23 protein-coding genes are annotated in these 21,375 nt (G+C 60.2%); 7 read left to right on the forward strand and 16 right to left on the reverse strand.

What is annotated here, in order from left to right; genetic code table 11:
• Positions 1-195 precede the first annotated feature (195 nt).
• The 7 genes from ppa to exaC form a co-directional block, all read right to left on the reverse strand.
• Positions 196-723, reverse strand: coding sequence for an inorganic diphosphatase (ppa, locus tag LJU29_RS02805; RefSeq protein ID WP_002551870.1), 528 nt, complete (start codon positions 721-723; stop codon positions 196-198).
• A gap of 110 nt (positions 724-833) precedes the next feature.
• Positions 834-1,643 carry a M90 family metallopeptidase gene (locus tag LJU29_RS02810; protein ID WP_005752823.1) on the reverse strand — a complete coding sequence of 270 codons (810 nt, stop codon included), beginning with the start codon at positions 1,641-1,643 and terminating at the stop codon, positions 834-836.
• A 3-nt stretch (positions 1,644-1,646) separates the two neighbouring features.
• The gene (locus LJU29_RS02815; RefSeq protein WP_054995937.1) at positions 1,647-2,294 is read right to left on the reverse strand and encodes a DedA family protein; all 648 of its coding nucleotides are present in this window, start codon (positions 2,292-2,294) and stop codon (positions 1,647-1,649) included.
• A 190-nt stretch (positions 2,295-2,484) separates the two neighbouring features.
• Positions 2,485-2,943 (reverse strand): GNAT family N-acetyltransferase, encoded by a 459-nt coding sequence (locus tag LJU29_RS02820; protein ID WP_002551873.1) that lies wholly within the window; start codon positions 2,941-2,943, stop codon positions 2,485-2,487.
• An 83-nt stretch (positions 2,944-3,026) separates the two neighbouring features.
• Complete coding sequence (eutC, locus tag LJU29_RS02825) at positions 3,027-3,890, reverse strand: ethanolamine ammonia-lyase subunit EutC (protein ID WP_044295530.1); 864 nt, start codon at positions 3,888-3,890, stop codon at positions 3,027-3,029.
• On the reverse strand, positions 3,887-5,281 hold the full coding sequence (locus LJU29_RS02830) for an ethanolamine ammonia-lyase subunit EutB (protein WP_002551875.1): 1,395 nt from the start codon (positions 5,279-5,281) through the stop codon (positions 3,887-3,889). Before LJU29_RS02830 ends, eutC begins: the two co-directional genes overlap by 4 nt.
• Positions 5,282-6,056: 775 nt before the next feature.
• Complete coding sequence (gene exaC / locus LJU29_RS02835) at positions 6,057-7,577, reverse strand: acetaldehyde dehydrogenase ExaC (protein WP_257111616.1); 1,521 nt, start codon at positions 7,575-7,577, stop codon at positions 6,057-6,059.
• A gap of 225 nt (positions 7,578-7,802) precedes the next feature.
• Between exaC and mpl the strand changes: the two genes are divergently transcribed.
• From mpl to LJU29_RS02850, 3 genes are read left to right on the forward strand one after another with little or no spacing between them, the layout of a single operon-like run.
• Positions 7,803-9,152 carry a UDP-N-acetylmuramate:L-alanyl-gamma-D-glutamyl-meso-diaminopimelate ligase gene (gene mpl / locus LJU29_RS02840; RefSeq protein ID WP_004666376.1) on the forward strand — a complete coding sequence of 450 codons (1,350 nt, stop codon included), beginning with the start codon at positions 7,803-7,805 and terminating at the stop codon, positions 9,150-9,152.
• Positions 9,149-9,778, forward strand: coding sequence for a flavin prenyltransferase UbiX (gene ubiX, locus LJU29_RS02845; RefSeq protein WP_002555552.1), 630 nt, complete (start codon positions 9,149-9,151; stop codon positions 9,776-9,778). Before mpl ends, ubiX begins: the two co-directional genes overlap by 4 nt.
• Positions 9,771-10,055, forward strand: a complete 285-nt coding sequence (locus LJU29_RS02850; RefSeq protein WP_002555551.1) for a YceK/YidQ family lipoprotein — start codon at positions 9,771-9,773, stop codon at positions 10,053-10,055. Before ubiX ends, LJU29_RS02850 begins: the two co-directional genes overlap by 8 nt.
• A 143-nt stretch (positions 10,056-10,198) precedes the next feature.
• Here the strand turns inward: LJU29_RS02850 and LJU29_RS02855 are convergent, their stop codons facing one another.
• The 3 genes from LJU29_RS02855 to LJU29_RS02865 form a co-directional block, all read right to left on the reverse strand.
• Positions 10,199-10,840: an oxidoreductase gene (locus tag LJU29_RS02855; RefSeq protein ID WP_257111617.1), complete on the reverse strand. Its 642-nt coding sequence runs from the start codon at positions 10,838-10,840 to the stop codon at positions 10,199-10,201.
• 28 nt (positions 10,841-10,868) lie between these two features.
• The gene (locus LJU29_RS02860; RefSeq protein WP_005752836.1) at positions 10,869-12,620 is read right to left on the reverse strand and encodes a C13 family peptidase; all 1,752 of its coding nucleotides are present in this window, start codon (positions 12,618-12,620) and stop codon (positions 10,869-10,871) included.
• A gap of 140 nt (positions 12,621-12,760) precedes the next feature.
• The gene (locus tag LJU29_RS02865) at positions 12,761-13,216 is read right to left on the reverse strand and encodes a MaoC family dehydratase (RefSeq protein ID WP_005752838.1); all 456 of its coding nucleotides are present in this window, start codon (positions 13,214-13,216) and stop codon (positions 12,761-12,763) included.
• 205 nt (positions 13,217-13,421) lie between these two features.
• On the opposite strand from LJU29_RS02865, the gene LJU29_RS02870 reads away from it, so the two are divergent.
• The 3 genes from LJU29_RS02870 to LJU29_RS02880 are packed head-to-tail and all read left to right on the forward strand — an operon-like array spanning position 13,422 to position 15,101.
• Positions 13,422-13,784, forward strand: coding sequence for a CidA/LrgA family protein (locus LJU29_RS02870; protein ID WP_004659394.1), 363 nt, complete (start codon positions 13,422-13,424; stop codon positions 13,782-13,784).
• On the forward strand, positions 13,781-14,497 hold the full coding sequence (locus tag LJU29_RS02875; protein ID WP_257111618.1) for an LrgB family protein: 717 nt from the start codon (positions 13,781-13,783) through the stop codon (positions 14,495-14,497). The genes LJU29_RS02870 and LJU29_RS02875 overlap by 4 nt, the downstream gene beginning before the upstream one ends.
• Before the next feature lie 13 nt (positions 14,498-14,510).
• Entirely contained in the window at positions 14,511-15,101 is a 591-nt protein-coding gene (locus LJU29_RS02880) for an LON peptidase substrate-binding domain-containing protein (RefSeq protein WP_004666370.1), read from the forward strand.
• 41 nt (positions 15,102-15,142) lie between these two features.
• Here the strand turns inward: LJU29_RS02880 and LJU29_RS02885 are convergent, their stop codons facing one another.
• The 6 genes from LJU29_RS02885 to LJU29_RS02910 all read right to left on the reverse strand — a co-directional run bounded on the left by LJU29_RS02885 (position 15,143) and on the right by LJU29_RS02910 (position 19,801).
• Positions 15,143-15,709 (reverse strand): DUF4136 domain-containing protein, encoded by a 567-nt coding sequence (locus LJU29_RS02885; protein WP_005752841.1) that lies wholly within the window; start codon positions 15,707-15,709, stop codon positions 15,143-15,145.
• Positions 15,710-15,727: 18 nt separating this feature from the next.
• Positions 15,728-16,366: a DUF4136 domain-containing protein gene (locus LJU29_RS02890; RefSeq protein WP_004659385.1), complete on the reverse strand. Its 639-nt coding sequence runs from the start codon at positions 16,364-16,366 to the stop codon at positions 15,728-15,730.
• Between the two features lie 19 nt (positions 16,367-16,385).
• Complete coding sequence (locus LJU29_RS02895) at positions 16,386-17,135, reverse strand: methyltransferase domain-containing protein (RefSeq protein WP_057453504.1); 750 nt, start codon at positions 17,133-17,135, stop codon at positions 16,386-16,388.
• A complete protein-coding gene (locus tag LJU29_RS02900; protein ID WP_004659381.1) occupies positions 17,132-17,437 on the reverse strand; it encodes a MazG-like family protein in 306 nt (101 codons plus the stop codon). Before LJU29_RS02900 ends, LJU29_RS02895 begins: the two co-directional genes overlap by 4 nt.
• Before the next feature lie 120 nt (positions 17,438-17,557).
• A complete protein-coding gene (locus LJU29_RS02905) occupies positions 17,558-18,415 on the reverse strand; it encodes a MaoC family dehydratase (RefSeq protein ID WP_057423673.1) in 858 nt (285 codons plus the stop codon).
• A gap of 30 nt (positions 18,416-18,445) precedes the next feature.
• The gene (locus LJU29_RS02910) at positions 18,446-19,801 is read right to left on the reverse strand and encodes a 3-oxoacyl-ACP reductase (protein WP_257111619.1); all 1,356 of its coding nucleotides are present in this window, start codon (positions 19,799-19,801) and stop codon (positions 18,446-18,448) included.
• A gap of 108 nt (positions 19,802-19,909) precedes the next feature.
• Here LJU29_RS02910 and LJU29_RS02915 point away from each other — a divergent pair, with 108 nt between their 5' ends.
• The gene (locus LJU29_RS02915; protein ID WP_057423675.1) at positions 19,910-21,187 is read left to right on the forward strand and encodes an acetyl-CoA C-acetyltransferase; all 1,278 of its coding nucleotides are present in this window, start codon (positions 19,910-19,912) and stop codon (positions 21,185-21,187) included.
• Positions 21,188-21,375: the final 188 nt, after the last annotated feature.

Consider the following 21,375-nt stretch of genomic DNA (forward strand, 5'->3'; position numbering starts at 1 on the left):
TTACCCTTGCTATACGGGAATTAACGAACTGTTTATCGAGCGCCTAAAAGTCGAACGCATTTTTAAACGTGTGCGCTACAAAAAAATGGATAGGTGTGTTTCAAGGAACGGTATTGGCGGGGAGCAGCGGCAGGGAAGGGGTCAAGCGTGTTTCAGGGCACGTGTGTGGCGTGCCCTGAAACGCCAGATCAGTGATCAGCCTTTGAACGCTGCAACCGATTTGGTGATCTCGGCGCGGGCAGCGTCAGCATTGCCCCAACCTTCGATTTTTACCCATTTGCCTTTTTCGAGATCCTTGTAGTTCTCGAAGAAGTGCTTGATCTGTTCAAGCAGCAGGGCTGGCAGGTCGGTGTACTCTTTGACGTCGACATACAGCTGGGACAGCTTGTCGTGTGGCACTGCGATAACCTTGGCATCGCCACCGCCGTCGTCAGTCATGTGCAGAATGCCGACCGGGCGGGCACGGATGACCGAACCTGGGGACACCGGGTAAGGCGTCACCACCAGCACGTCCAGCGGGTCGCCGTCGTCAGCCAGCGTGTTAGGGATGAAACCGTAGTTGGCCGGGTAGAACATCGGGGTGGCCATGAAACGGTCAACGAACAGGCAATCGGTTTCTTTGTCGATTTCGTACTTGATCGGCGCATGGTTGGCCGGGATTTCGATCGCGACGTAGATGTCGTTCGGAAGGTCTTTGCCTGCCGGAATCTTGCTGTAGCTCATTGGGCATTGCCCCCATAGTTGACCAGACAGATTTTGGCGCGAACCGCCAAAAAGTGGTCCGGATTATAGGCATATTCTGTTTTGGTTGCCACGCATGGCCTTGGCGGCTGTCAGTTGTCCCGGTAAGCCGGGTCCTGCTGACGCAGCAGGTTCAGTCTGGCGAGAGTGTCTTGCCGGTAAAACGCCTTCAGTTGTTCGTAGACTGCCGGGTAACTGTCGTGCAGCAGGTCGGGTGCGCTGAAGAAGTATTCGCTGGTCACGGCGAAAAACTCGGCAGGGTCTTCTGCGGCATAAGGATCGATGGCGGGCTCGGCGTCGGGGTTGTGGTCCAGTTGCCGGTTGAGATCATCGAACGCGCTTTGCATGACGCGAGCCCATTCGGTCACCTGCATGTCGCTGTGCAGCGGCGGCAGCCCATTGGCGTCGCCGTTGAGCATGTCGAGCTTGTGCGCCAGTTCATGGATCACCAGGTTGTAGCCATCCCAGTGGCCGCTGCTCAACACGCCCGGCCAGGCCAGAATCACCGGGCCCTGCAGCCAGGCTTCGCCGCTGTGTTCGCCGTCCCACTCGTGCTCCACGCCACTTGCATCGCGATGGCGCTGCGGGCTGACGAAGTCGTCGGGGTACAGCACGATCTCGTGAAAGCCCTGATACCAGTTCAGTTCGCCCAGATTCAGCAGAGGCAGTTGCGCCTGGGCGGCGAGAAACAATCGCTGCTCGTCATCCAGATCAACGCCCGGCAGTGCACTGAGGTGTTTGTCATTCAGAAACAGTACGCAGGCGTCACGTAATTGCGCATGCTGCCCGCTGCTCAGCCCATCGAGGATCGGCAGACGTCCACGCACCTTCTGCCACAGCTCGTCAGCAACCGGGTGTCTGGCGAGCGTGCGCTGCCTGCGCCAGTTGCTGAACGACCACATGATTCAGCGTGCGTCTGCCGGAGGCGCGCTACGGCTGCGAACCACACCAATGATCATCGGCACCAGCGACAGCAGGATGATTGCCAGCACCAGCAAGGTCAGGTTGTGCTTGATGAACGGCACGTTGCCGAAGAAGAAGCCCAGTGTCACCAGGCTGCCGACCCACAGCACTGAGCCCAATACGCTGAAACCCACGAAGCGCGGATAGGACATTTTGCCCACACCGGCCACGAATGGAGCAAACGTGCGGATGATCGGCAGGAAACGCGCGAGTGTTACGGTTTTGCCGCCGTGGCGCTCATAGAAGTCCTGGGTGCGCAGCAGGTAGTCGCGGCGGAAGATGCGCGATTTGGGGTTGCTGAACAGTTTTTCGCCCGCAGTGCGGCCAATGACGTAGTTGGTACTGTCGCCCAGAATCGCCGCCAGCATCAGCAGCCCGGCCAGCAGGACCGGGTCCATGCCGCCGCCGGCAGCCACGGCTCCGGCGATGAACAGCAGCGAGTCGCCTGGCAGGAAGGGCATGATCACCAGCCCGGTTTCGCAGAAAATTACCAGAAACAGAATCGCGTAGACCCACGTACCGTAGTTGGTCACCAACAGGTCAAGGTAGACGTCGAGATGCATAATAAGGTCAAGCGGGTTGAAATCCATTAAGGCACCTGAGGCGATAACCCTGTACGGGGTCGCATGCGGAAGAAACGACTGTTCAGTATGCGCGGCATTATAGAAGCAGAATGCGCAGAAGGGGTTTGGGAATAAACGCTGGGTTTTTGATGTGTGACGACTGGAGCTGTATGTTGCGCTGACGCGGCTTTGCTGCCGCGTGCTGGCGAGCGGGTGATCAGTCCTGGTTGATGGGCAGCACGTAGTTTTTGAACTGCGTGTCTTCCTTGAAACCGATGGACTCATAGACTTTTTGCGCCACCTCGTTATTGCTGCTGGTCGACACGCGCAGTCGCACCGCATGTGTTTCCTTGGCCATCTTCTTCGCCTGTTTCATCAAGTGATCGGCGACCAGTTGGCGGCGCGCGTCCTCAGCAACATAGATGTCGTTGAGAATCCATACCCGCTTGAGCGACAGCGATGAGTAGCTGGGATACAGCTGGCAGAAGCCCAGCAGTCTGCTCTCGTCATCCTTGGCCAGCGCCAGATAGATCACTGACTCGTCACGACGCAGACGTTTTTCGAGAAAGTCCCGTGAGGAGTCCGGGAACGGTGACTCGCCGTAGAACTCGCGGTATTTGATGAACAATGGGCAGAGCAGGTCCAGGTGTTCGAGAGTCGCTTTGATGATCCGCATGGTTGGCCTCAACTTCCCTATGGGCTGATGCAGTGCGCCGGGATGATTACGCGATCCTGCCCAGCGACTTTAGAAAGCACAATCTAATGTGGTGCGGCCGGGCCGTCGAGCAGGAAATTGCCGATCGGCTTGTCTGAATGCTCGGCCGGGCCGTCTGAATCAAGGGTCTGCAGTTGCGCTTCGTCTTTAAGATTGACCCCCGAGATCTGCCGCCTGCAGGCCTCGCGCATCAGGTACAGCAGCCGATGGACTGCCATGCCGTAGCTCAAGCCCTCCAGGCGCACGTTGGAAATACAGTTGCGGTGCGCATCATTCAGCCCGACCTTCGGCGCGTAGGTGAAATACAGCCCCAGACTGTCCGGTGAGCTTAGGCCCGGGCGCTCGCCGATAAGGATAACCACCATTTTCGCGCCGAGCAGTTCACCCACCTCGTCAGCCACGGCGACGCGGCCCTGCTCGACCATTATCACTGGCGACAGGGACCAGCCTTCGGCGTTTGCCTGCTCTTCAAGGCGAATGAGAAAAGGCACGGCATGTCGATGCACGGCCAGTGCTGACAGACCGTCGGCGACCACTACCGCCAGATCGAGGCCGCCCGGATGAGCCGCCGCGTACTCGCGCAGTGCCTGCGCAGACTCCTCATTCAGGCGTCGGCCCAGGTCCGGGCGTTGCAGGTAGCTGTCGCGGTCGGCAGCAGCGCTGTGCAGCAAAATGGTTTCACGACCTTTCTCGGTCAGTTGCGCGCTGATCGCGGCATGATCGAAGGCCAGATGCACGGCATCGCGCGCCTGGGCATGCGCCGCTTGAAAGTCGAGCTGCGCGGAGGTGGGCAGGCTGGTGCCGGTTCGCCCCAGCGCGATGCGTGCGGAGGTCAGGCGGCGTAGCTCCAGCCAGGGATTGGCTGGTGCGGCGTTGTCTTGTATTTCGTTCATCGGCTGATCACTCATGCGAGGTGCGCCAGTGCCTGGCGGAACGCAGGCGGCAGGCTGTCACCGAAGCGGACGCGGCCGTCGGTCTGGGTAAAGATGCCCATTTTCTCCAGCCAGGCCTCGTATTCCGGTGCGGGACGCAGGCCCAGGCTTTGCCGGGCATACAGCGCGTCGTGGAACGAGGTGGTTTGATAATTGAGCATGATGTCGTCCGAGCCGGGGATGCCCATGATGAAGTTGATCCCGGCAACTCCCAGCAGCGTCAGCAGGGTATCCATGTCGTCCTGATCGGCTTCTGCGTGGTTGGTGTAGCAGATGTCACATCCCATCGGCACACCCAGCAGCTTGCCGCAGAAGTGATCCTCCAGACCGGCACGGATGATCTGCTTGCCGTTGTAGAGGTACTCGGGGCCGATGAAACCGACCACGGTGTTGACCAGAAACGGATTGAAATGCCGGGCGACGGCATAGGCTCGGGTTTCGCAGGTCTGCTGGTCGACGCCGTGATGTGCGTTGGCCGACAGCGCGCTGCCTTGCCCGGTCTCGAAATACATCAGGTTTTTTCCGAGGGTGCCGCGGTTCAGGCTCAGGCCCGCTTCGTAGCCTTCCTGTAACAGCTTGAGGCTGATGCCGAAGCTTGCGTTGGCGGCCTCGGTGCCGGTGATCGACTGGAACACCAGGTCCACCGGTACGCCACGGTTTATCACTTCGATGGACGTGGTGACGTGGGTCAGCACGCAGGATTGGGTCGGGATTTCATAGCGCTGGACGATGGCGTCGAGCATTTCCAGCAAGGCGACGATGGACGAGGTGCTGTCGGTTGCCGGGTTGATACCGATCATGGCATCGCCATTGCCGTACAGCAGGCCGTCGAGCACGCTGGCGGCAATGCCGGACGGGTCGTCGGTGGGATGATTGGGTTGCAGGCGTGTCGACAGCCGCCCGCGCAGGCCCATAGTGTTGCGAAAGCGCGTCACCACCCGGATCTTCTGTGCCACCAGAACCAAGTCCTGCACGCGCATGATTTTCGACACGGCAGCGGCCATTTCCGGTGTCAGGCCGGGAGCCAATGCGCGCAGGCTGGTTTCATCGGCCTGCTCGCTGAGCAGCCAGTCACGAAAGCCGCCGACCGTCAGATGGCTGACCGGGGCAAACGCCAGTTTGTCGTGGGTATCAATGATCAGCCGGGTGACTTCGTCCTGTTCGTAAGGGATCAGGGCCTCTTCAAGAAAGTGCTTGAGCGGAATATTCGCCAGCGTCATCTGCGCTGCAACGCGCTCGCCGTCGCTTTGCGCCGCAACCTCGGCCAGATAATCACCGGAGCGCGCGGGGCTGGCCTTTGCCATGACTTCTTTGAGGCTGTCGAAGCGGTACGTCTGCGCACCGACAGAATGGGAAAAGCTCGCCATACAGATTCTCCATGACGCCGCGCTGCTTGCGTCGGACGTAGTCTTTCGGGTGAGCCGGTGACGTCCCGGTTCAAACGACTGTGGGAAGCGATGCAAGCAATTAATACTCCATCCCGGCCGGGAGTGCGAGTTTGCAACCATGAACAGAGGATTCAGAGCAAAGATGCATCACGCCAAGGCAGTATGCCAAGGCGCCATGCACAGGGTTGGTGCGCGATGCTTTTTGAGATGACTATTGTGCTGACACCGCGCATTTGAGATCGGACGCAGAGCGTCCAGAAAGGCATTCCCACGCGGAGCATGGGAACGATGAACATTTTGAGACGACTATCGTGCCGATGCTCCGCGTCGGCATGCAGTTCGTGACGCCCTGCGTCACAAGCTCGTGTTGCCAGCGCGCATTCAGGATTGGACGCAGAGCGTCCAGAAAGGCATTCCCACGCGGAGCATGGGAACGATGAGCATTTTGAGACGACTATCGTGCCGATGCTCCGCGTCGGCATGCAGTTCGTGACGCCCTGCGTCACAAGCTCGTGCTGACCCCGCGCATTTGAGATCGGACGCAGAGCGTCCAGAAAGGCATTCCCACGCGGAGCATGGGAACGATGAGCATTTTGAGACGACTATCGTGCCGATGCTCCGCGTCGGCATGCAGTTCGTGACGCTCTGCGTCAAAAGCTCGTGCTGACCCCGCGCATTCAGGATTGGACGCAGAGCGTCCAGAACGGCGTTACCACGCTGGAGCGTGGTAACGATAGTCGGACAATCAACTGGCCTAGAAAAAACCCAGCGGGTTGGTGTCGTAGCTCACCAGCAGGTTTTTGGTTTGTTGATAGTGCTCAAGCGCGATTTTGTGGGTTTCGCGGCCGACGCCGGACTTTTTGTAGCCACCGAACGCGGCGTGGGCCGGGTACAGGTGGTAGCAGTTGGTCCAGACTCGCCCGGCCTTGATCGCCCGGCCCACACGGTAGGCGCGGTTGATGTCGCGGGTCCACAAGCCTGCGCCCAGACCGAACTCGGTGTCGTTGGCGATGGCCACAGCTTCTGCTTCGTCCTTGAAGGTGGTGACGCTGACCACCGGGCCGAAGATTTCTTCTTGGAACACACGCATTTTGTTGTTGCCTTTGAGCAGCGTCGGCTGGATGTAGTAGCCAGTGGACAGGCTGCCCTCAAGCTTCTCGACCTTGCCGCCGGTCAGCAGCTCGGCGCCTTCGCCCTTGGCGATGTCCAGATACGAAAGAATCTTGTCGAATTGTTGCTCAGATGCCTGAGCGCCGACCATGGTGTCAGTGTCCAGAGGGTCACCGCGCTTGATCTTCTCGACCTTGCGCATTACCGCTTCCATGAACTGTGGATAGATCGACTCCTGCACCAGCGCGCGGGACGGGCAAGTGCAGACTTCGCCCTGATTGAAGAACGCCAGCATCAGGCCTTCTGCAGCCTTGTCGATGAACTCAGGCTCGGCGCTCATGATGTCTTCGAAGAAGATGTTCGGCGACTTGCCGCCCAGCTCGACGGTGGACGGGATGATGTTGTCTGCCGCCAGCTTCATGATGTGCGAGCCGACAGGGGTCGAACCGGTGAAGGCAATTTTGGCGATGCGCTTGCTGCTGGCCAGCGCTTCGCCTGCCTCGCGACCATAACCCTGCACGATGTTCAGCACGCCAGGAGGCAGCAGGTCACCAATCAGTTCAATCAGTACGCTGATCCCCAGCGGGGTCTGTTCGGCTGGCTTGAGCACGATGCAGTTACCAGCAGCCAGCGCAGGGGCGAGTTTCCAGGCTGCCATCAGGAGCGGGAAGTTCCACGGGATGATCTGCCCGACCACGCCCAGCGGCTCATGAATGTGATAGACCACGGTATTGCCGTCGATTTCCGCAGCGCTGCCTTCCTGCGCGCGCAGCACGCCAGCGAAGTAGCGGAAGTGATCGGCGGCCAGCGGAATATCAGCGTTGAGGGTTTCGCGGATCGCCTTGCCGTTGTCCCAGGTTTCGGTGATGGCCAGGACTTCGAGATTGGCTTCAATACGATCGGCAATCTTCAGCAGCACCAGCGAGCGCGCCTGCACCGAGGTCGAGCCCCAGGCTGCAGCGGCTGCGTGCGCAGCGTCGAGGGCCTTTTCGATGTCTTCGGCGGTGGAGCGCGGGAATTCGGCGATGGCCTTGCCGGTGACGGGCGAGGTGTTGGTGAAGTACTGGCCTTTGACCGGTGCGACGAACTCGCCGCCGATATAGTTACCGTAGCGTTCCTTGAAATTGACGATAGCGCCTTCGGTACCGGGATGAGCGTAACGCATGATATGTCTCCTGGTTCTTGTTGTGAGGGAGTCTGTGTCGATTCTGCTTTCGGGCATATGGCAATAAGCGTTCAAGAATAGGCCAATTGCATCCGGCCGTGGTTAGGACTTTAGGCTTATCTGCCGGTCATTGAAATGGCCTGTGCAGGCAATGCAGCGGACAAACTCAGGGTGCCATTTCACCGTCCCTACGTTAACCTGCGCAGATGTTCTGAGAGGTTGGTCATGCATATTCATATCCTTGGTATCTGCGGCACGTTCATGGGTTCTCTGGCGGTGCTCGCCAAAGAGTCGGGGCACCGGGTCACCGGCTCCGACGCCAACGTCTATCCGCCGATGAGCACCCAACTGCAAGCCCAGGGCATCGAGCTGACCCAGGGTTACGATTCTGCGCAACTGGACCCCGCACCTGATCTGGTTGTGATCGGCAATGCGCTGTCGCGTGGCAACCCGGCGGTTGAATACGTCCTGAATAAAGGTTTGCCGTATGTGTCCGGCCCGCAATGGCTGGCCGACCATGTGCTGCAAGACCGCTGGGTATTGGCGGTGGCCGGTACGCACGGCAAGACCACCACCAGCAGCATGCTGGCCTGGGTGCTGGAACATGCCGGCATGAGCCCCGGCTTCCTGATCGGTGGCATCCCGCAGAACTTCGCCGTGTCGGCGCGTCTGGGTGACACTCCGTTCTTCGTGGTCGAGGCCGATGAATACGACAGCGCGTTTTTCGACAAGCGCTCCAAGTTCGTTCATTACCGCCCGCGCACTGCGATCCTCAATAACCTTGAGTTCGATCATGCCGACATCTTCCCGGATCTGCCCGCCATCGAACGCCAGTTTCACCATCTGGTGCGTACCATTCCGAGTGAAGGCCTGGTGATCCATCCGACCACCGAGCCTGCGTTGTCGCGGGTCATCGAAATGGGATGCTGGACGCCGGTGCAAACCACTGGCGAAGGCGGTCAGTGGCAGGCTCGACTGTTGAGTGAAGACGGTTCGCGTTTTGAAGTGTTGTTCGAGGGCCAGCTTCAAGGTTGCGTCGAGTGGGACATGACCGGTCAGCACAACGTGGCCAATGCCTTGGCAACGCTGGCGGCTGCTCGCCACGTGGGCGTTGTGCCTTCGCTGGGCGTGCAGGCACTCAGCGCCTTCAAGAGCGTCAAGCGGCGCATGGAAAAGGTCGCCGAAGTGCGCGGCATCACTATTTATGATGACTTCGCTCACCACCCGACGGCCATTGCCACCACGCTGGATGGCCTGCGCAAGAAAATCGGTGATGCGCCGATCATTGCCGTCATCGAACCGCGTTCCAATTCCATGAAGCTTGGCGCGCACCGCGATGGTCTGCCGGAAAGCGTGAGTCAGGCAGATCAGGTGGTCTGGTATGCCCCGCCCAATCTTGGCTGGGACCTGGCGGCTACGGTCGCAGGAGGCAGCGTACCCTCGACGGTATGTGATTCGCTTGAAGCAATCATCGCGCGAGTCCATAGCCAGGCGCAGCCCGGCACGCATATCGTCATCATGAGCAACGGCGGCTTTGGCGGCCTGCACGGCAAACTGGCCGAGGCGCTGAAATGAGCGGCCCGGAGCGCGTTACGGTTGCGATGACCGGCGCTTCTGGCGCGCAATATGGCCTGCGCTTGCTGGATTGTCTGGTGCGTGAGGACCGGGAGGTGCACTTCCTGATTTCCAAGGCCGCGCAGTTGGTAATGGCCACCGAGACCGACGTACGCCTGCCACCCAAACCGATGATGATGCAGGCGTTTCTGACGGAATACACTGGCGCGTCTGCCGGGCAGATTCGCGTTTATGGTCGTGACGACTGGATGTCGCCAGTGGCGTCAGGTTCTGGTTCGCCCAGCGCAATGGTGGTGGTGCCATGCTCCACAGGTTCGCTGTCGGCAATTGCTACCGGGGCCTGCAACAATTTGATCGAACGCGCTGCCGACGTCACGCTCAAGGAGCGTCGCCAGTTGATTCTGGTGCCCCGCGAGGCTCCGTTTTCCAGTATTCATCTGGAGAACATGCTCAAGCTGTCGAATATGGGGGCGGTGATCCTGCCCGCATCTCCGGGCTTTTATCATCAGCCGCAGACCATCGACGACCTGGTGGACTTTGTCGTCGCGCGGATTCTCAATCTGCTGAATATTCCTCAGGACATGCTGCCGCGTTGGGGCGAGCACCACATTGGCGGCGATGAATAAGCTGATATTGATATCACTTGCGCTGGCACTGACCGGCTGCGCCACCGCGCGCACGCTCGATGCGGCCAAACCCGGCGCGCCGGTGGTGTATGCAGGCACGCGGTTGAATATGTATGCGCTGCAGGGTGGTTGCTGTGCGGCTGACCGTTTCGGTGCCGAAGCACCGAGCTATCCGGGCCTGGACCTGCCGGGCAGCGCGCTGCTCGACACCTTGTTGCTGCCGCTGTCATTGCTGACGGCAGCGGGACTAGGGGTTCAGGCTACGGGCGGGCTTTAGGGTTACCGGTGCAACACCTGCGCTATCAGGTAATGCTCCCTCGGGTGACGCAGAGCGTCACGAATTGCATTCCCACGCGGAGCATGGGAACGATCATGCGATGGGCTGGAAAACGATCATCGTCCGGCCGCAGCGACCGTCATCTACTTGCCCAGCTTGCGCAGTTCATCCGACTCGACGATACGCTCGCCATTCTGCTCTTCCAGCGCCAAGCGCCACATGGCGCGGGCCAGCTGGCAGGCTTCGATAGCGCCATACTTACCGGGGATCAGTTTGGCGATGGGGGCTGCCAGTTGCTCGACCCAGCGGGTTTCGGTGCGACTGCCTACCAGCAATGAAGGGCGGGCGATGGTCAGTTGCGGCCAGTCCTGCGCGCGCAATGCCTGTTCCATCTCGCCTTTGATACGGTTGTAGAAGGTGCTGGACTTGGGGTCTGCACCAATCGCACTGATGACCAGCAAGTGGCGCGCGCCCAACTCTCGCGCTCGTTTGGCGAACGCAGTGACCAGGTCCAGATCAACCGCCTTGAACCCATCCTGTGAGCCCGCTTGCTTGATCGTGGTGCCCAGGCAGCAGAACGCGATATCCACACGGCCAGCCAGTGTTGGCAGCAGAGTGGTCAGCTCGCCGACCGGGTTTTCAAGGTGCGGGTGTTCTGCCAAGGGCCTGCGCGTTGGTGCCAGCACGCGGCTGACTGTCGGTTCGTTGAGCAGGCGGTCAAGCAAGTGTTCGCCCGTCAGGCCGGTGGCCCCTGCAAGCAGGATGTATTGCGGCGTCAGATACATAACCGTTCTCCCTTCATACACTGATAGCCTAGTGGCTAGTCGAGGTCTTCGCTTCCGTGCGGTTCAACGCCGTATTCAAAGCGCGTTCGGCCTGGCTTTTGCGCAACTGCTGCCAGCGCGCCAGAACTCCTTTTGGTGCCCATATCTGCGGTTCGGAGGCATCGAAATTGTCTTCGCTCTCTCGTTGGGCAACATAGGCTTTTGCTTCGTTGAAAGCGTGTTGCAGGTCATCGGTTTCGACCAATGCCCTGGCGAATAGTGCATCGCCAAAGTAAGTGAAATCAGCCTCTTCCGAGCAGCCGAACGACACCCGGTCGGCGCGTGAGGCGGTCATGATCAACGTGCGTTCATCTTTCAGGTCTGGAATGAAACCACCGGAATAACAGGCTGAAATCACCACGATCTTGTCACGATTCTTCAGCGGCGCAAGGGCCGCGGCGAGGGCATCGGCGGGCAGGTCGGCCAGCGACAGGCGCGGCTGGTCCAGCACCAGTTCATGGTCCTGGGTGCCGTGGCTGGTCAGGTAAATGAAGATCAGGTCTTCCGGGCCGGTACGTTGCGCGAGTGTCTGGACTGCGCGGGAGATGGTCTCGCGGGTTGCCATTGGCCGGTCATCCATGTGGTCGCGATGATTGACCAGACTGACCTGCCCGACGGCTCCAAAGCGCGACTTCAGCAGGTTGCTGACATAGTCTGCCTCGCGCATGAACACGCTCTGCTTGCCGTCGCCGCCCACGACCAGAGTGTAAAGCTCGGTGGCGGGCGTTGACGCAGGGACTGCGGCCAGCGCTTTTTCCAGCAGGGTGCCTTGTACCAGCAGCCCTGCTTCAAGTGCGTCGGGCAGCAGTTTGCCTTTGGCGTCGGGCAGCAGTTTGCCTTTGGCGTCGCGCACCCGTTGGCCATTGGCCCAGATACCGCGCTGCTCCTTGCCGTCCGGGGAGATCAGCACGCCATCGCCCTGATAGGTGTCATCGGCGAACTGGCCGACATAGCGGCTGCCGTCGGCCAGTTGCAGCTGGCCTTGCCCCATGAAGCGCCAGTTGTCGAAGTCGCCTTGATAACGGCTGCCGTCAGCACCGATCAATTCGCCTTTGCCGGTCAGCGCGCCTTCCTTGAAGTCACCGCTCCAGACGTCGCCGTCGCTATTTTCATAGCGACCTTTGCCGTCGAGCTGGCTGTTGCGAAAGTTGCCGACGTATTGATCGCCATCAGCGCTGGTGAAGCTGCCGGTGCCCTGCAATTGACCGTCGACAAAATTACCGCTGTATTGATTGCCGCTGGCGTCACTGCGCGAACCTTCGCCGTTGGCCTTGCCATTGGCGAACATGCCCTGGTGCTGGCTGCCATCTTCAAGCTCCAGACGTCCGGGGCCGTCGTACAGGCCTGCCTTGAACTGACCGCGATAAAGCACGCCCTTGTCTTTCTGAGTGCCTTCGCCGTCGCGCAGCCCGAGCTTGAAGTTACCGACATAACTCGCGCCATTGCGGGTCGTTAATCGGCCCTGACCGTTGAACAGGCCTTGCTCGAAACCACCCTTGTAGACGTCGCCGTTGCTGGCGTGCCATTCACCCTGGCCTTGGCGCAGGCCGTTTTCGAACTGGCCTGCGTACCAGCTGCCGTTGGGGTAGTCGATACGGCCCTGGCCCTGCAATACGCCGTTGACCAGATCGCCGCGATAGCGCCCGCCGTCGGAGAGACGGCCGTCGGGTGGCAAAATTGATTCGCCATCACCGCAGCCTGCGATCAAGAGTGTCAAAGCCAATGGAGCGAGCGCGCGTATGTGAGATCCCGGAAAAATGATTCAGGGGCGGGCCCGGCTCTGCTTGAGCAGATGTTATGGGGCACGACCGCAGGGGAGTATGCCGCAGCGAGTAAGCGGTATGAAACAGTCTGTTACGACTGTTTCATATTTTAAACGTGTTACACGAAACACAGGGTTAAAGGTTCGGCCACAAAAGCGGGTTTTTCCTGACCTTCGATCTCCAGCGTGGCGATTGCCTTGAGCAGCCATTGGCCGGGTTTTTTCTCGGTCACTTCAGTCAACTGGACCTTGAGACGCACGCGAGAGTTGACCGGCACAGGCTGAACGAAGCGCACGCTGTCCATTCCGTAGTTGACCGCCATCTTCAAGCCTTCGGGCAGCACCATGATGCCCTCCATCAGCTTGGGAATCAGCGACAACGACAGGAAACCATGCGCAATAGTCGCGCCGAACGGGGTCTGCGCCGCTTTGACCGGGTCGACATGAATGAACTGAAAATCCCCTGTGGCTTCGGCGAACAGGTTGATGCGCTCCTGGTCGATGGTCAGCCAGTCTGAACATTCTGCTTCCTTGCCAATGTAATGCTTGAGCTCTGTGACGGGTACAGAAGGCATGCCGCTCTCCTTGTCTGATGTGGTTTTGTGTCGAGTTGCCACCGCCCGCATCAGCTAACGTCTGCGGGCGAATCACAAGATCAGCAGAGTGTTGCCTGTTGGTCAAGCAACTGCCTCAATACGAATACCCGCTCATGACCTGCGACGCGGCGTGTTTATAATGACGCCGATAATTCGCTGGATTCGTTTATTTGCCGGGGTCCTCATGTTGTTACGGGGTTTGACATGGCTGGTGCTGTTCCAATTGCTGGGAACCGCGCTGAACCATCTGTTTCTATCGATATTGCCGGGGCCGATCATCGGTCTTGTGCTGTTGATGGCCTATCTGGTGCTGCGCGGTGAAGTGAGCGAGCCGATCAGCATGGCCGCCAGCAGTCTGCTGCGTTATCTGCCGCTGCTGCTGGTACCGCCTGCCGTTGGCGTGATGGTGTATGCGTCGGCCATCGCCAAGGACTTCTGGGCGATCTTCGGTACGCTGACCCTGTCGTTGATGATTTCCGTGACCTTTGTCGGCTGGCTGATGCAGGCACTCATCAGGCGCCAGGCCCGACGCCAGGAGGGGTCATGAATATGGACTGGCACGGTGCATGGCTATCGGTGATTCACCATCCGCTTTTTGGCATCGCGATCACCCTGGGTGCCTATCAACTGGCGATGGCTGTGTACGAGCGAACCCGTTGGCTGTTTCTGCAGCCGGTGCTGGTCTCGATGGTGGTGGTAATCAGTGTTGTGCCGTTCTGCGATCTTGAATACACCGAGTACCGCAAGAGCACTGAAATTCTCAGCACGCTGCTGGGGCCTGCGACCGTGGCGCTGGCGGTGCCGCTTTACCTGAATATGCGCCGAATCCGACAGCTGTTCTGGCCTGTCTTGACTACGCTGGTAGTCGGCGGGGTTTTTGCCACCGGGTTGTGTGTCGGGTTCGGGGTGCTGTTCGGTGCCGACCATATGATTCTGATGACCATGGCACCCAAGTCGGTCACCTCGCCCATCGCCATGCTGGTTGCCGAGCAGATCGGCGGCGTCGCAGCCCTGGCGGCGGTTTTTGTGTTGATTACTGGCGTATTCGGTGCCATTTTCGGCCCCGGTCTGCTGTCGCTGGCCGGGGTTGATAACCCTGCGGCTCGCGGCATGGCACTGGGTCTTACCGCTCATGCGGTGGGGACTTCCGTGGCATTGCAGGAGGGAGAGGAATCGGGGGCTTTTGCTGCGTTGGCAATGAGTCTGATGGGCGTTGCGACGGCACTGTTCCTGCCGCTGGCAATGTCGCTGGCCATTTAAAGGAGGCTTTTCCATGACGTTGCCATTGTTTCCGTTGAACGCTGTGCTGTTTCCAGGTTGCGTGCTTGACCTGCAGTTGTTTGAAGCGCGCTATCTGGACATGATCGGCCGCTGCATGAAGCAGGGTGAAGGGTTTGGTGTGGTGTGCATCACCGAAGGAAGTGAGGTGGGCACCGTGCCGGGCGGCTACTCGCCGATTGGCTGCGAAGCACTGGTCACGGATTTCCAGCAGCAGGACAACGGCTTGCTGGGCATCCGTGTCGTCGGTGGGCGGCGCTTCCGTGTGGTCGCCGCTGAAGTTCAGCGCGATCAACTGCTGGTTGCTGAGGTTGAATGGCTGCAAGAGCCCGTGGAGCGTCCGTTGCAGGAAGAAGACGCCGACCTCGTTGCACTGCTGGAAGCGCTGGCCGAGCACCCGATGGTGGCGTCCTTGAACATGGGCGTGTCGGCCGGTGGGCAGTATTCATTGTCCAACCAGCTTGCCTATCTGCTGCCGTTCACCGAAAAGGACAAGGTGGAGCTTCTGGAAATCGACGACCCCGAAGAACGCCTCGACGCGATTCAGGAGCTACTCGATGAAATGCAGGGCGATCTGCAGGCCTGAGCCTCGATCGCGCTGCTCATTGCGCAACACGTCAGGCGAGGTTAGCGCGGCGGATATTGCTCCAGAATTTTTGCCACCGTGGTGCGGATGGCCTGCTCCCGTTCAGCCGGGTTGCCAGCGTTGTCGTTAAGGATGCGCTCGGTGCTGCCGCGCCAGACCAGTTTGCCGTCCTTACCGTCGAACATATCAATCTGCAAGGTGCCGACCTTGTAGTCCACGCTGCGGGTTTCGGTGTTCATCGGCCCGTTCCAGTAGCCGTAGCCACCCCAAGGGTTCCAGCCGCCGCCATAGTTGGTGCTGACCGTTTGCTGGCGGTTTTCGACAATCAGCCAGGCCTGTACTTTCAAATCCGACCGGGCACCGGTAGTGGCCATACGCAGGCCGCGCTGGTCCAGTTGCTCGCTGATCGATTGGCGAATGCGTTGCTCGGTCAGGTCACTTTTGAGCCGTGGGTCATCATCCGGCTGATACTGAACGGCAGGCTCTTTCCAGCTCCAGTTGCGATAGCCGCCGAAATCACGCTGGGCATCGAAATCGCGATTGATCGAATTGCTCTGACAGGCAGCCAGCAGCAAGGCACAGGACAGCAGGACGATACGGCGAAACATGGCAGTGCTCCGAATGGGTTACGAAGGAGGGTAGGCCGTCAGCGCCTGTTGCACGGCCTGACGTAATGCGCTGCTGCGGTCTGCCAGGTTATTGCTGGCGCGTGCATCTGCGCTAGCGCTCCATACCGGTTGACCGGTGCGTGCGTCGATCAGATTGATCTGCACCACCATCACGTTTTCCTTATAAGTGCGCACCACCGGCACGCTGGCGTATCCGCCGTAACCGGGCCGGTAGCCATCGTAGCGGCCATAGCCCATGCCGCCTCCGTAATATGGATCGTAATCTTCGCGCACCTGACGCAACCGGGTTTCCTGCCGGGTCGTGGCGCTGACGTAGAGGTCCGCAGCTTGATTACCGCGAGCCGGCCGCAAGCCGCGTTGGTCCAGACCATTGCTGACCGCTTCGACCACCTGCGCAGAATCCACCCACGCCGTACCGGGCGGCAACTGGCCGTTGAGCCAGCCCCAGGACCGATACCTGCCATAGTCGCGCGGCGGCGCAGGGTAGGCGCTCATGTCTAGGGTCTTTGCCGCCTGCGCAGGAGCAGGCGGCATGGGCAGAGAACTGGCCACATACGGATTATCGCTCTGGCACGCGCTAATCCCGAGTAGGCCAGTCCCCAGAAGCACGGCAAACAAGGCAGAACGGTGTTTCATGGTGGTCTCCGCAGTGATGTCAGACCGGACGGCACATCCAGTGCATGTAACGGCCCAGCCCGGCAAAGGCTGGATGACGCCGATGCGCCAGCTCCATTTCCAGCAGGTCGGTCAGCTCGGCCCGAGCCTGGAATTCAACCGGCATGTAATCGTGAAACACCCGTACGCCGCTACGGGTTTCGACTTGCCACAGGCCTTCAAGTTGCGTCGCCAGTTCCCGAGGGTCGAGCGGTTGTTGTGGCGTCAGGCTCTGCTTTTCCCCGGCCATGTCATTTTTGCGCATCTTGCGGAAATGACCTTTCAACAAGTTGCGATAGATCAGCGCATCACGGTTGTAAAAAGCCAGTGACAGCCAGCCATCGTCGCGGGTCAAGCGGCGCAGTACCGGAAGGATGGCGTGCGGCTCGGCCAGCCATTCCAGCACGGCGTGGCACAGCACCAGATCGTAAGTGTCGCTCAGTAAACCGGGCAGCGCCTGCCAAGGAGCCTGAATGAAGGTCGCCGTCTGTCCGGCCTCGGCAAAGCGCTGACGTGCGCCTTCGAGCATGGGTTCGGCGGGCTCGGCCAGGGTCACTTCATGTCCTTGTTCGGCCAGCCACAGTGACATGTGGCCCAGCCCCGCGCCGATATCCAGCACGCGAAGCGGTCGTGCGGGCAGCGTCTCGGTCAAATCGGCCTGCAGCACCGCCAGACGAATGGCTCCCTTGGCACCGCCGTAGATCTTTTCTGCAAAGCGGGTCGCCAGCTGGTCGAAATGCCGATCACTCACTTGGCAAATCTCCGCTCGCTGTCTGCCAGCTTGTTGCGCACCACGGTTTCCATGTCCAGCCCCAGCTCGCTGCACAGCAACAACAGATAAAGAACGATATCGCCGACTTCCTGACCGGCATGTTCCAGTTGGTCGGCAGGCAGCTCGCGGGACTGGTCTTCACGCAGCCACTGGAATATCTCCACCAGCTCGGCCATTTCCACGCTGGCAGCCATGGCCAGATTTTTCGGGCTGTGAAATTGCTTCCAGTCATTCTGGTCGCGGATGCGGTGCAGGCGTTGGGTCAATTCGTCGATGTTCATCGTGCTCTCCTGAAGGTGCATAGCTTCAGGGGGAACGGGTCGCCAGGCAAGTGGGCGTTGCGGTTTGTTCAGCCATTGAAGGGAGCGGTGCTCCCGTCAGAGGGTTTTATCAGGGATGCATCACTCGGTTGCAGGCTGCCAGCTACCGATCATATGCACGATGCCCTCCTGGCCTTCGACACGGAACTGACCATGAGAGCCAGCGGCGCTGGCCGAGAGTGTGACGTCGGCGGGCAGGCGTACCGGCTTCTGGAACTGCACGCTGATCTCGACATTCGAGGCTGGCAAGTGCTCGCCAAGGGCCGCGAGCGTACGTGCCTTGAGCCACATGCCGTGGGCGATGGCACGCGGGAAGCCGAACAGCTTGGCGCTGGGTGCGCTGAGGTGAATCGGGTTGTAGTCGCCCGACACCTTGGCGTACTCGCGCCCGATTTGTGCCGACGCACGCCAGTTGTCCAGCTTGATCAGGGGCAGCGGCGCAAGCTCGGGATGCTCTACAGGAGCGTCTTCCAGATGCACAGCGGTGCACAGCATGGTGCTTTCTTCTTCCCAAAGCAGGCCCATGCCGTCCTCGGCCTGAGTCACCAGGGTGAAGGTGGCGCCCTTGGCGTGCGGGCGCAGGTCGGTGGCCTGAACGCTGATATACAGCTGGCTTACGCCGCCGAGCGGGCGATGAGTGCGAATGCGATTGGCAAGGTGAATAAGCCCCAGCAACGGAAACGGGAATTCCTGAGAGGTCATCAGCTGCATTTGTAACGGAAAGGCCAGCACATGCGGATACGTCGGCGGCAGCAGGCTGCTTTCTTCGAATCCACAGACCTTGCGGTAGGCATCAAGCTTGTCGGTATCGACCGCGATCCAGCTTCGCAATCCCAGATCGGGTAACTGCGACCCTGTGACCTTGCGCCTGAGCGCTGCCTGGATGAACAGGTTGGACAGGGGCTGCAGAGAATTGAGGTAGCGCCAGTGAGCCGTCATCATCCATCTCCTTGAATTCGATGCTGGGGCTTATGCCCCGATCACGTTTTGACCACATACACGTAGAACCTGACCGCTCACCGCGCCGCTGCCCGGCTGGCTGAACCACGCCACAGCTTCAGCAACATCCTGTGGCGAACCGCCCTGACCGAGCGAACTCATGCGCCGTCCTGCCTCACGCAGGGTGAACGGCATGTGCGCGGTCATTTTCGTTTCGATGAAACCTGGCGCGACGGCATTGATGCTGATGCCGCGCGACTTGAGCCCGGGAGCCATCGCCTTGGCAAAACCGATCAGACCGGCCTTACTGGTGGTGTAGTTGGTTTGTCCGCGATTACCGGCAATGCCGCTGATCGACGCCATTAGCACAATCCGCGCGTTGTCCTTCAGCGCACCGGCGTCGAGAAGCACCTGAGTCAGCACTTGCGGCGCATTGAGGTTGACCGCCAGTACCGAGTCCCAGAAGTCCTCCGGCATGTTGACCAGCGTCTTGTCACGCGTGATGCCGGCGTTGTGCACCAGTATGTCGACGCCGTCCGGCAGGTGTTCAAGCAACTGGGCTGGAGCATCCGCTGCGCAGATGTCCAGCGCCAGTGCCTGGCCGCCGAGCCGTGAGGCCAGTGCTTCCAGTTCGTTTTTGGTCTGTGGCACGTCCAGCAGGATGACCTGCGCGCCATCACGGGTCAGGGTCTCGGCAATCGACGCACCGATGCCGCGCGCCGCGCCCGTCACCACAGCCTTGCGTCCGGCCAGCGGGCGAGTCCAGTCCTGCACTTTGCCCGGACAGGCGCTCAGGTGGACAAACTGACCGGAGATGAACGCAGCCTTGGGCGTCAGGAAGAAGCGCAAGGCGCCCTCCAGTTGATCCTGCGCGTCGTCATCCACTTGCAGCAGCTTGACCGTTGCGCCATTGCGCACTTCTTTGGCCAGCGAGCGGCTGAAACCTACGATGGCCTGTTGAGTGCTGGCCGCCAGCGGATCAGCGAGTGTTTCGGGGGATTTGACGAGGATGACCACATGTGCGCAGTGGTCAAGATTGCGCAGCAGCGGCTGAAAGAAGTCCCGCAACTGCCTGAGCTGCTCGGTGCGCAGGATCTGGCTGGCGTCGAACACCACCGCTTTCAGGCGAGGCCCCTGGTTGGACACCCAAGTGGTGGCGCCAGGCATGTCACTGCCGAAACTGTAAAGCGAGTCGGTCAGACGACTGGCGAACTGACGGACCTGATCACCCAGCGGCCCGGCACTGATCAGCAGCGTGCCTTCTAAAGGACGAAGCCGGCCGGCCTGCCAGCGCTCCAGGTGGGTGGGGGCGGGCAGACCGACGGCATTCACCAAGCGCCGACCCATGTCGGAATTGGCGAAATCAATATAGCGATCTGACGGCATGGAACACTCTCCTGAAGTCGGGGTTCAAAGGAATGGACCACGGTGGCATGACGTTTGTTCTTGCGATCGACACGGCTCATCCATTCGCTTGAAGAAAGGGAGTTTTCCATGACGCATCCTCGTCGGGTCGCCATCGTTGGCGGTAACCGTATTCCGTTCGCCCGCTCCAATGGCCCTTACGCCACTGCCAGCAATCAGGACATGCTCACGGCCGCTCTGGAGGGGCTGATCGAGCGCTTCAATCTGCACGGGCTGCGCATGGGCGAAGTAGTGACAGGCGCGGTGCTCAAACACTCCAGAGACTTCAACCTGACCCGCGAATGCGTGCTCGGCTCGCGACTGTCGGCGCAGACCCCGGCGTATGACATTCAGCAAGCCTGCGGCACGGGGCTGGAAGCCGCGTTGCTGGTGGCCAACAAAATCGCGCTGGGGCAGATCGAGTGCGGCATTGCCGGGGGCGTGGACACCACGTCGGATGCGCCGATAGGTGTCAATGAAGGGCTGCGCAAGATTCTGTTACAGGTTAACCGCAGCAAGACGCCGGGCGACAAGATCAAGGCCCTGATGCAGTTGCGTCCACACCACCTCAAACCGGAGCTGCCCCGTAACGGCGAGCCACGTACGCGGTTGTCGATGGGGCAGCATTGCGAGCTGATGGCGCAGAACTGGGGCATAGAGCGCGGGGCGCAGGATCAACTGGCGCTCGAGAGCCATCTGAAAATGGCCGCAGCCTACGCCGAGGGCTGGCAGGATGACTTGATGACGCCGTACCTTGGGCTGATCCGTGACAACAACCTGCGCCCGGACCTGACCCTCGAAAAGCTGGCTGGCCTCAAGCCCGCATTCGAGCGAAGTGCCAAGGGCACGCTGTCGGCCGGCAACTCGACGCCGCTGACCGACGGCGCGTCGGTGGTGTTGCTGGCCACTGAAGAGTGGGCGCGCGAGCGTGGCCTGCCGGTGCTGGCCTACTGGCGTGATGGCGAGGCGGCAGCGGTGGATTTCGTCAACGGCGCAGAAGGGCTGCTGATGGCCCCGGCCTACGCCGTTCCGCGCCTGCTGGCGCGCAATGGCCTGACCCTTCAGGATTTTGATTACTACGAAATCCACGAAGCCTTCGCCGCGCAGGTGCTGTGCACGCTCAAAGCCTGGGAGGACGCTGATTACTGCCAGACCCGTCTGGGACTGGACGCGCCATTGGGTGCTATTGACCGCAGCAAACTGAACGTCAAAGGCAGCTCGCTGGCAGCCGGGCATCCGTTTGCCGCAACCGGAGGCCGCATCGTCGCCAACCTGGCCAAACTGCTCGATGCAGCAGGCAGCGGGCGGGGATTGATTTCGATCTGCGCAGCTGGCGGGCAGGGTGTTACGGCGATTCTGGAGCGTTAGGCAAATACTGGGGGCATGGGCATAATCCACAGCGGAAAAGGACGGTACGTCTGAAGAGATATGACGCGGAGCGTCATGAACGGCATGCCGACGCGGAGCATTGGCACGATAAGGTTCTTCTGGACACCTCTCGTTCCTCACGCTCCAGCGTGGGAATGCATTTCGTGACGCTCCGCGTCACACCCGTG

Origin of the sequence: Pseudomonas ficuserectae (assembly GCF_024584585.1) — a bacterium.
GTDB classification, from domain to species: Bacteria; Pseudomonadota; Gammaproteobacteria; order Pseudomonadales; family Pseudomonadaceae; genus Aquipseudomonas; species Aquipseudomonas amygdali.

Excerpts from the sequence above, each read along its gene's own strand:
- LJU29_RS02880 (WP_004666370.1), top strand. The coding sequence starts at position 14,511 with ATGACGTTGCCATTGTTTCCGTTGAACGCTGTGCTGTTTCCAGGTTGC.
- LJU29_RS02915 (WP_057423675.1), top strand. The coding sequence starts at position 19,910 with ATGACGCATCCTCGTCGGGTCGCCATCGTTGGCGGTAACCGTATTCCG.
- exaC (WP_257111616.1), bottom strand. The coding sequence starts at position 7,577 with ATGCGTTACGCTCATCCCGGTACCGAAGGCGCTATCGTCAATTTCAAG.
- LJU29_RS02875 (WP_257111618.1), top strand. The coding sequence starts at position 13,781 with ATGAATATGGACTGGCACGGTGCATGGCTATCGGTGATTCACCATCCG.
- LJU29_RS02810 (WP_005752823.1), bottom strand. The coding sequence starts at position 1,643 with ATGTGGTCGTTCAGCAACTGGCGCAGGCAGCGCACGCTCGCCAGACAC.
- ppa (WP_002551870.1), bottom strand. The coding sequence starts at position 723 with ATGAGCTACAGCAAGATTCCGGCAGGCAAAGACCTTCCGAACGACATC.
- LJU29_RS02870 (WP_004659394.1), top strand. The coding sequence starts at position 13,422 with ATGTTGTTACGGGGTTTGACATGGCTGGTGCTGTTCCAATTGCTGGGA.
- LJU29_RS02850 (WP_002555551.1), top strand. The coding sequence starts at position 9,771 with ATGAATAAGCTGATATTGATATCACTTGCGCTGGCACTGACCGGCTGC.
- LJU29_RS02830 (WP_002551875.1), bottom strand. The coding sequence starts at position 5,281 with ATGGCGAGCTTTTCCCATTCTGTCGGTGCGCAGACGTACCGCTTCGAC.
- LJU29_RS02815 (WP_054995937.1), bottom strand. The coding sequence starts at position 2,294 with ATGGATTTCAACCCGCTTGACCTTATTATGCATCTCGACGTCTACCTT.
- LJU29_RS02900 (WP_004659381.1), bottom strand. The coding sequence starts at position 17,437 with ATGAACATCGACGAATTGACCCAACGCCTGCACCGCATCCGCGACCAG.
- LJU29_RS02890 (WP_004659385.1), bottom strand. The coding sequence starts at position 16,366 with ATGAAACACCGTTCTGCCTTGTTTGCCGTGCTTCTGGGGACTGGCCTA.
- LJU29_RS02885 (WP_005752841.1), bottom strand. The coding sequence starts at position 15,709 with ATGTTTCGCCGTATCGTCCTGCTGTCCTGTGCCTTGCTGCTGGCTGCC.
- LJU29_RS02910 (WP_257111619.1), bottom strand. The coding sequence starts at position 19,801 with ATGCCGTCAGATCGCTATATTGATTTCGCCAATTCCGACATGGGTCGG.
- ubiX (WP_002555552.1), top strand. The coding sequence starts at position 9,149 with ATGAGCGGCCCGGAGCGCGTTACGGTTGCGATGACCGGCGCTTCTGGC.
- LJU29_RS02820 (WP_002551873.1), bottom strand. The coding sequence starts at position 2,943 with ATGCGGATCATCAAAGCGACTCTCGAACACCTGGACCTGCTCTGCCCA.
- mpl (WP_004666376.1), top strand. The coding sequence starts at position 7,803 with ATGCATATTCATATCCTTGGTATCTGCGGCACGTTCATGGGTTCTCTG.
- LJU29_RS02905 (WP_057423673.1), bottom strand. The coding sequence starts at position 18,415 with ATGACGGCTCACTGGCGCTACCTCAATTCTCTGCAGCCCCTGTCCAAC.
- LJU29_RS02855 (WP_257111617.1), bottom strand. The coding sequence starts at position 10,840 with ATGTATCTGACGCCGCAATACATCCTGCTTGCAGGGGCCACCGGCCTG.
- eutC (WP_044295530.1), bottom strand. The coding sequence starts at position 3,890 with ATGAGTGATCAGCCGATGAACGAAATACAAGACAACGCCGCACCAGCC.
- LJU29_RS02865 (WP_005752838.1), bottom strand. The coding sequence starts at position 13,216 with ATGCCTTCTGTACCCGTCACAGAGCTCAAGCATTACATTGGCAAGGAA.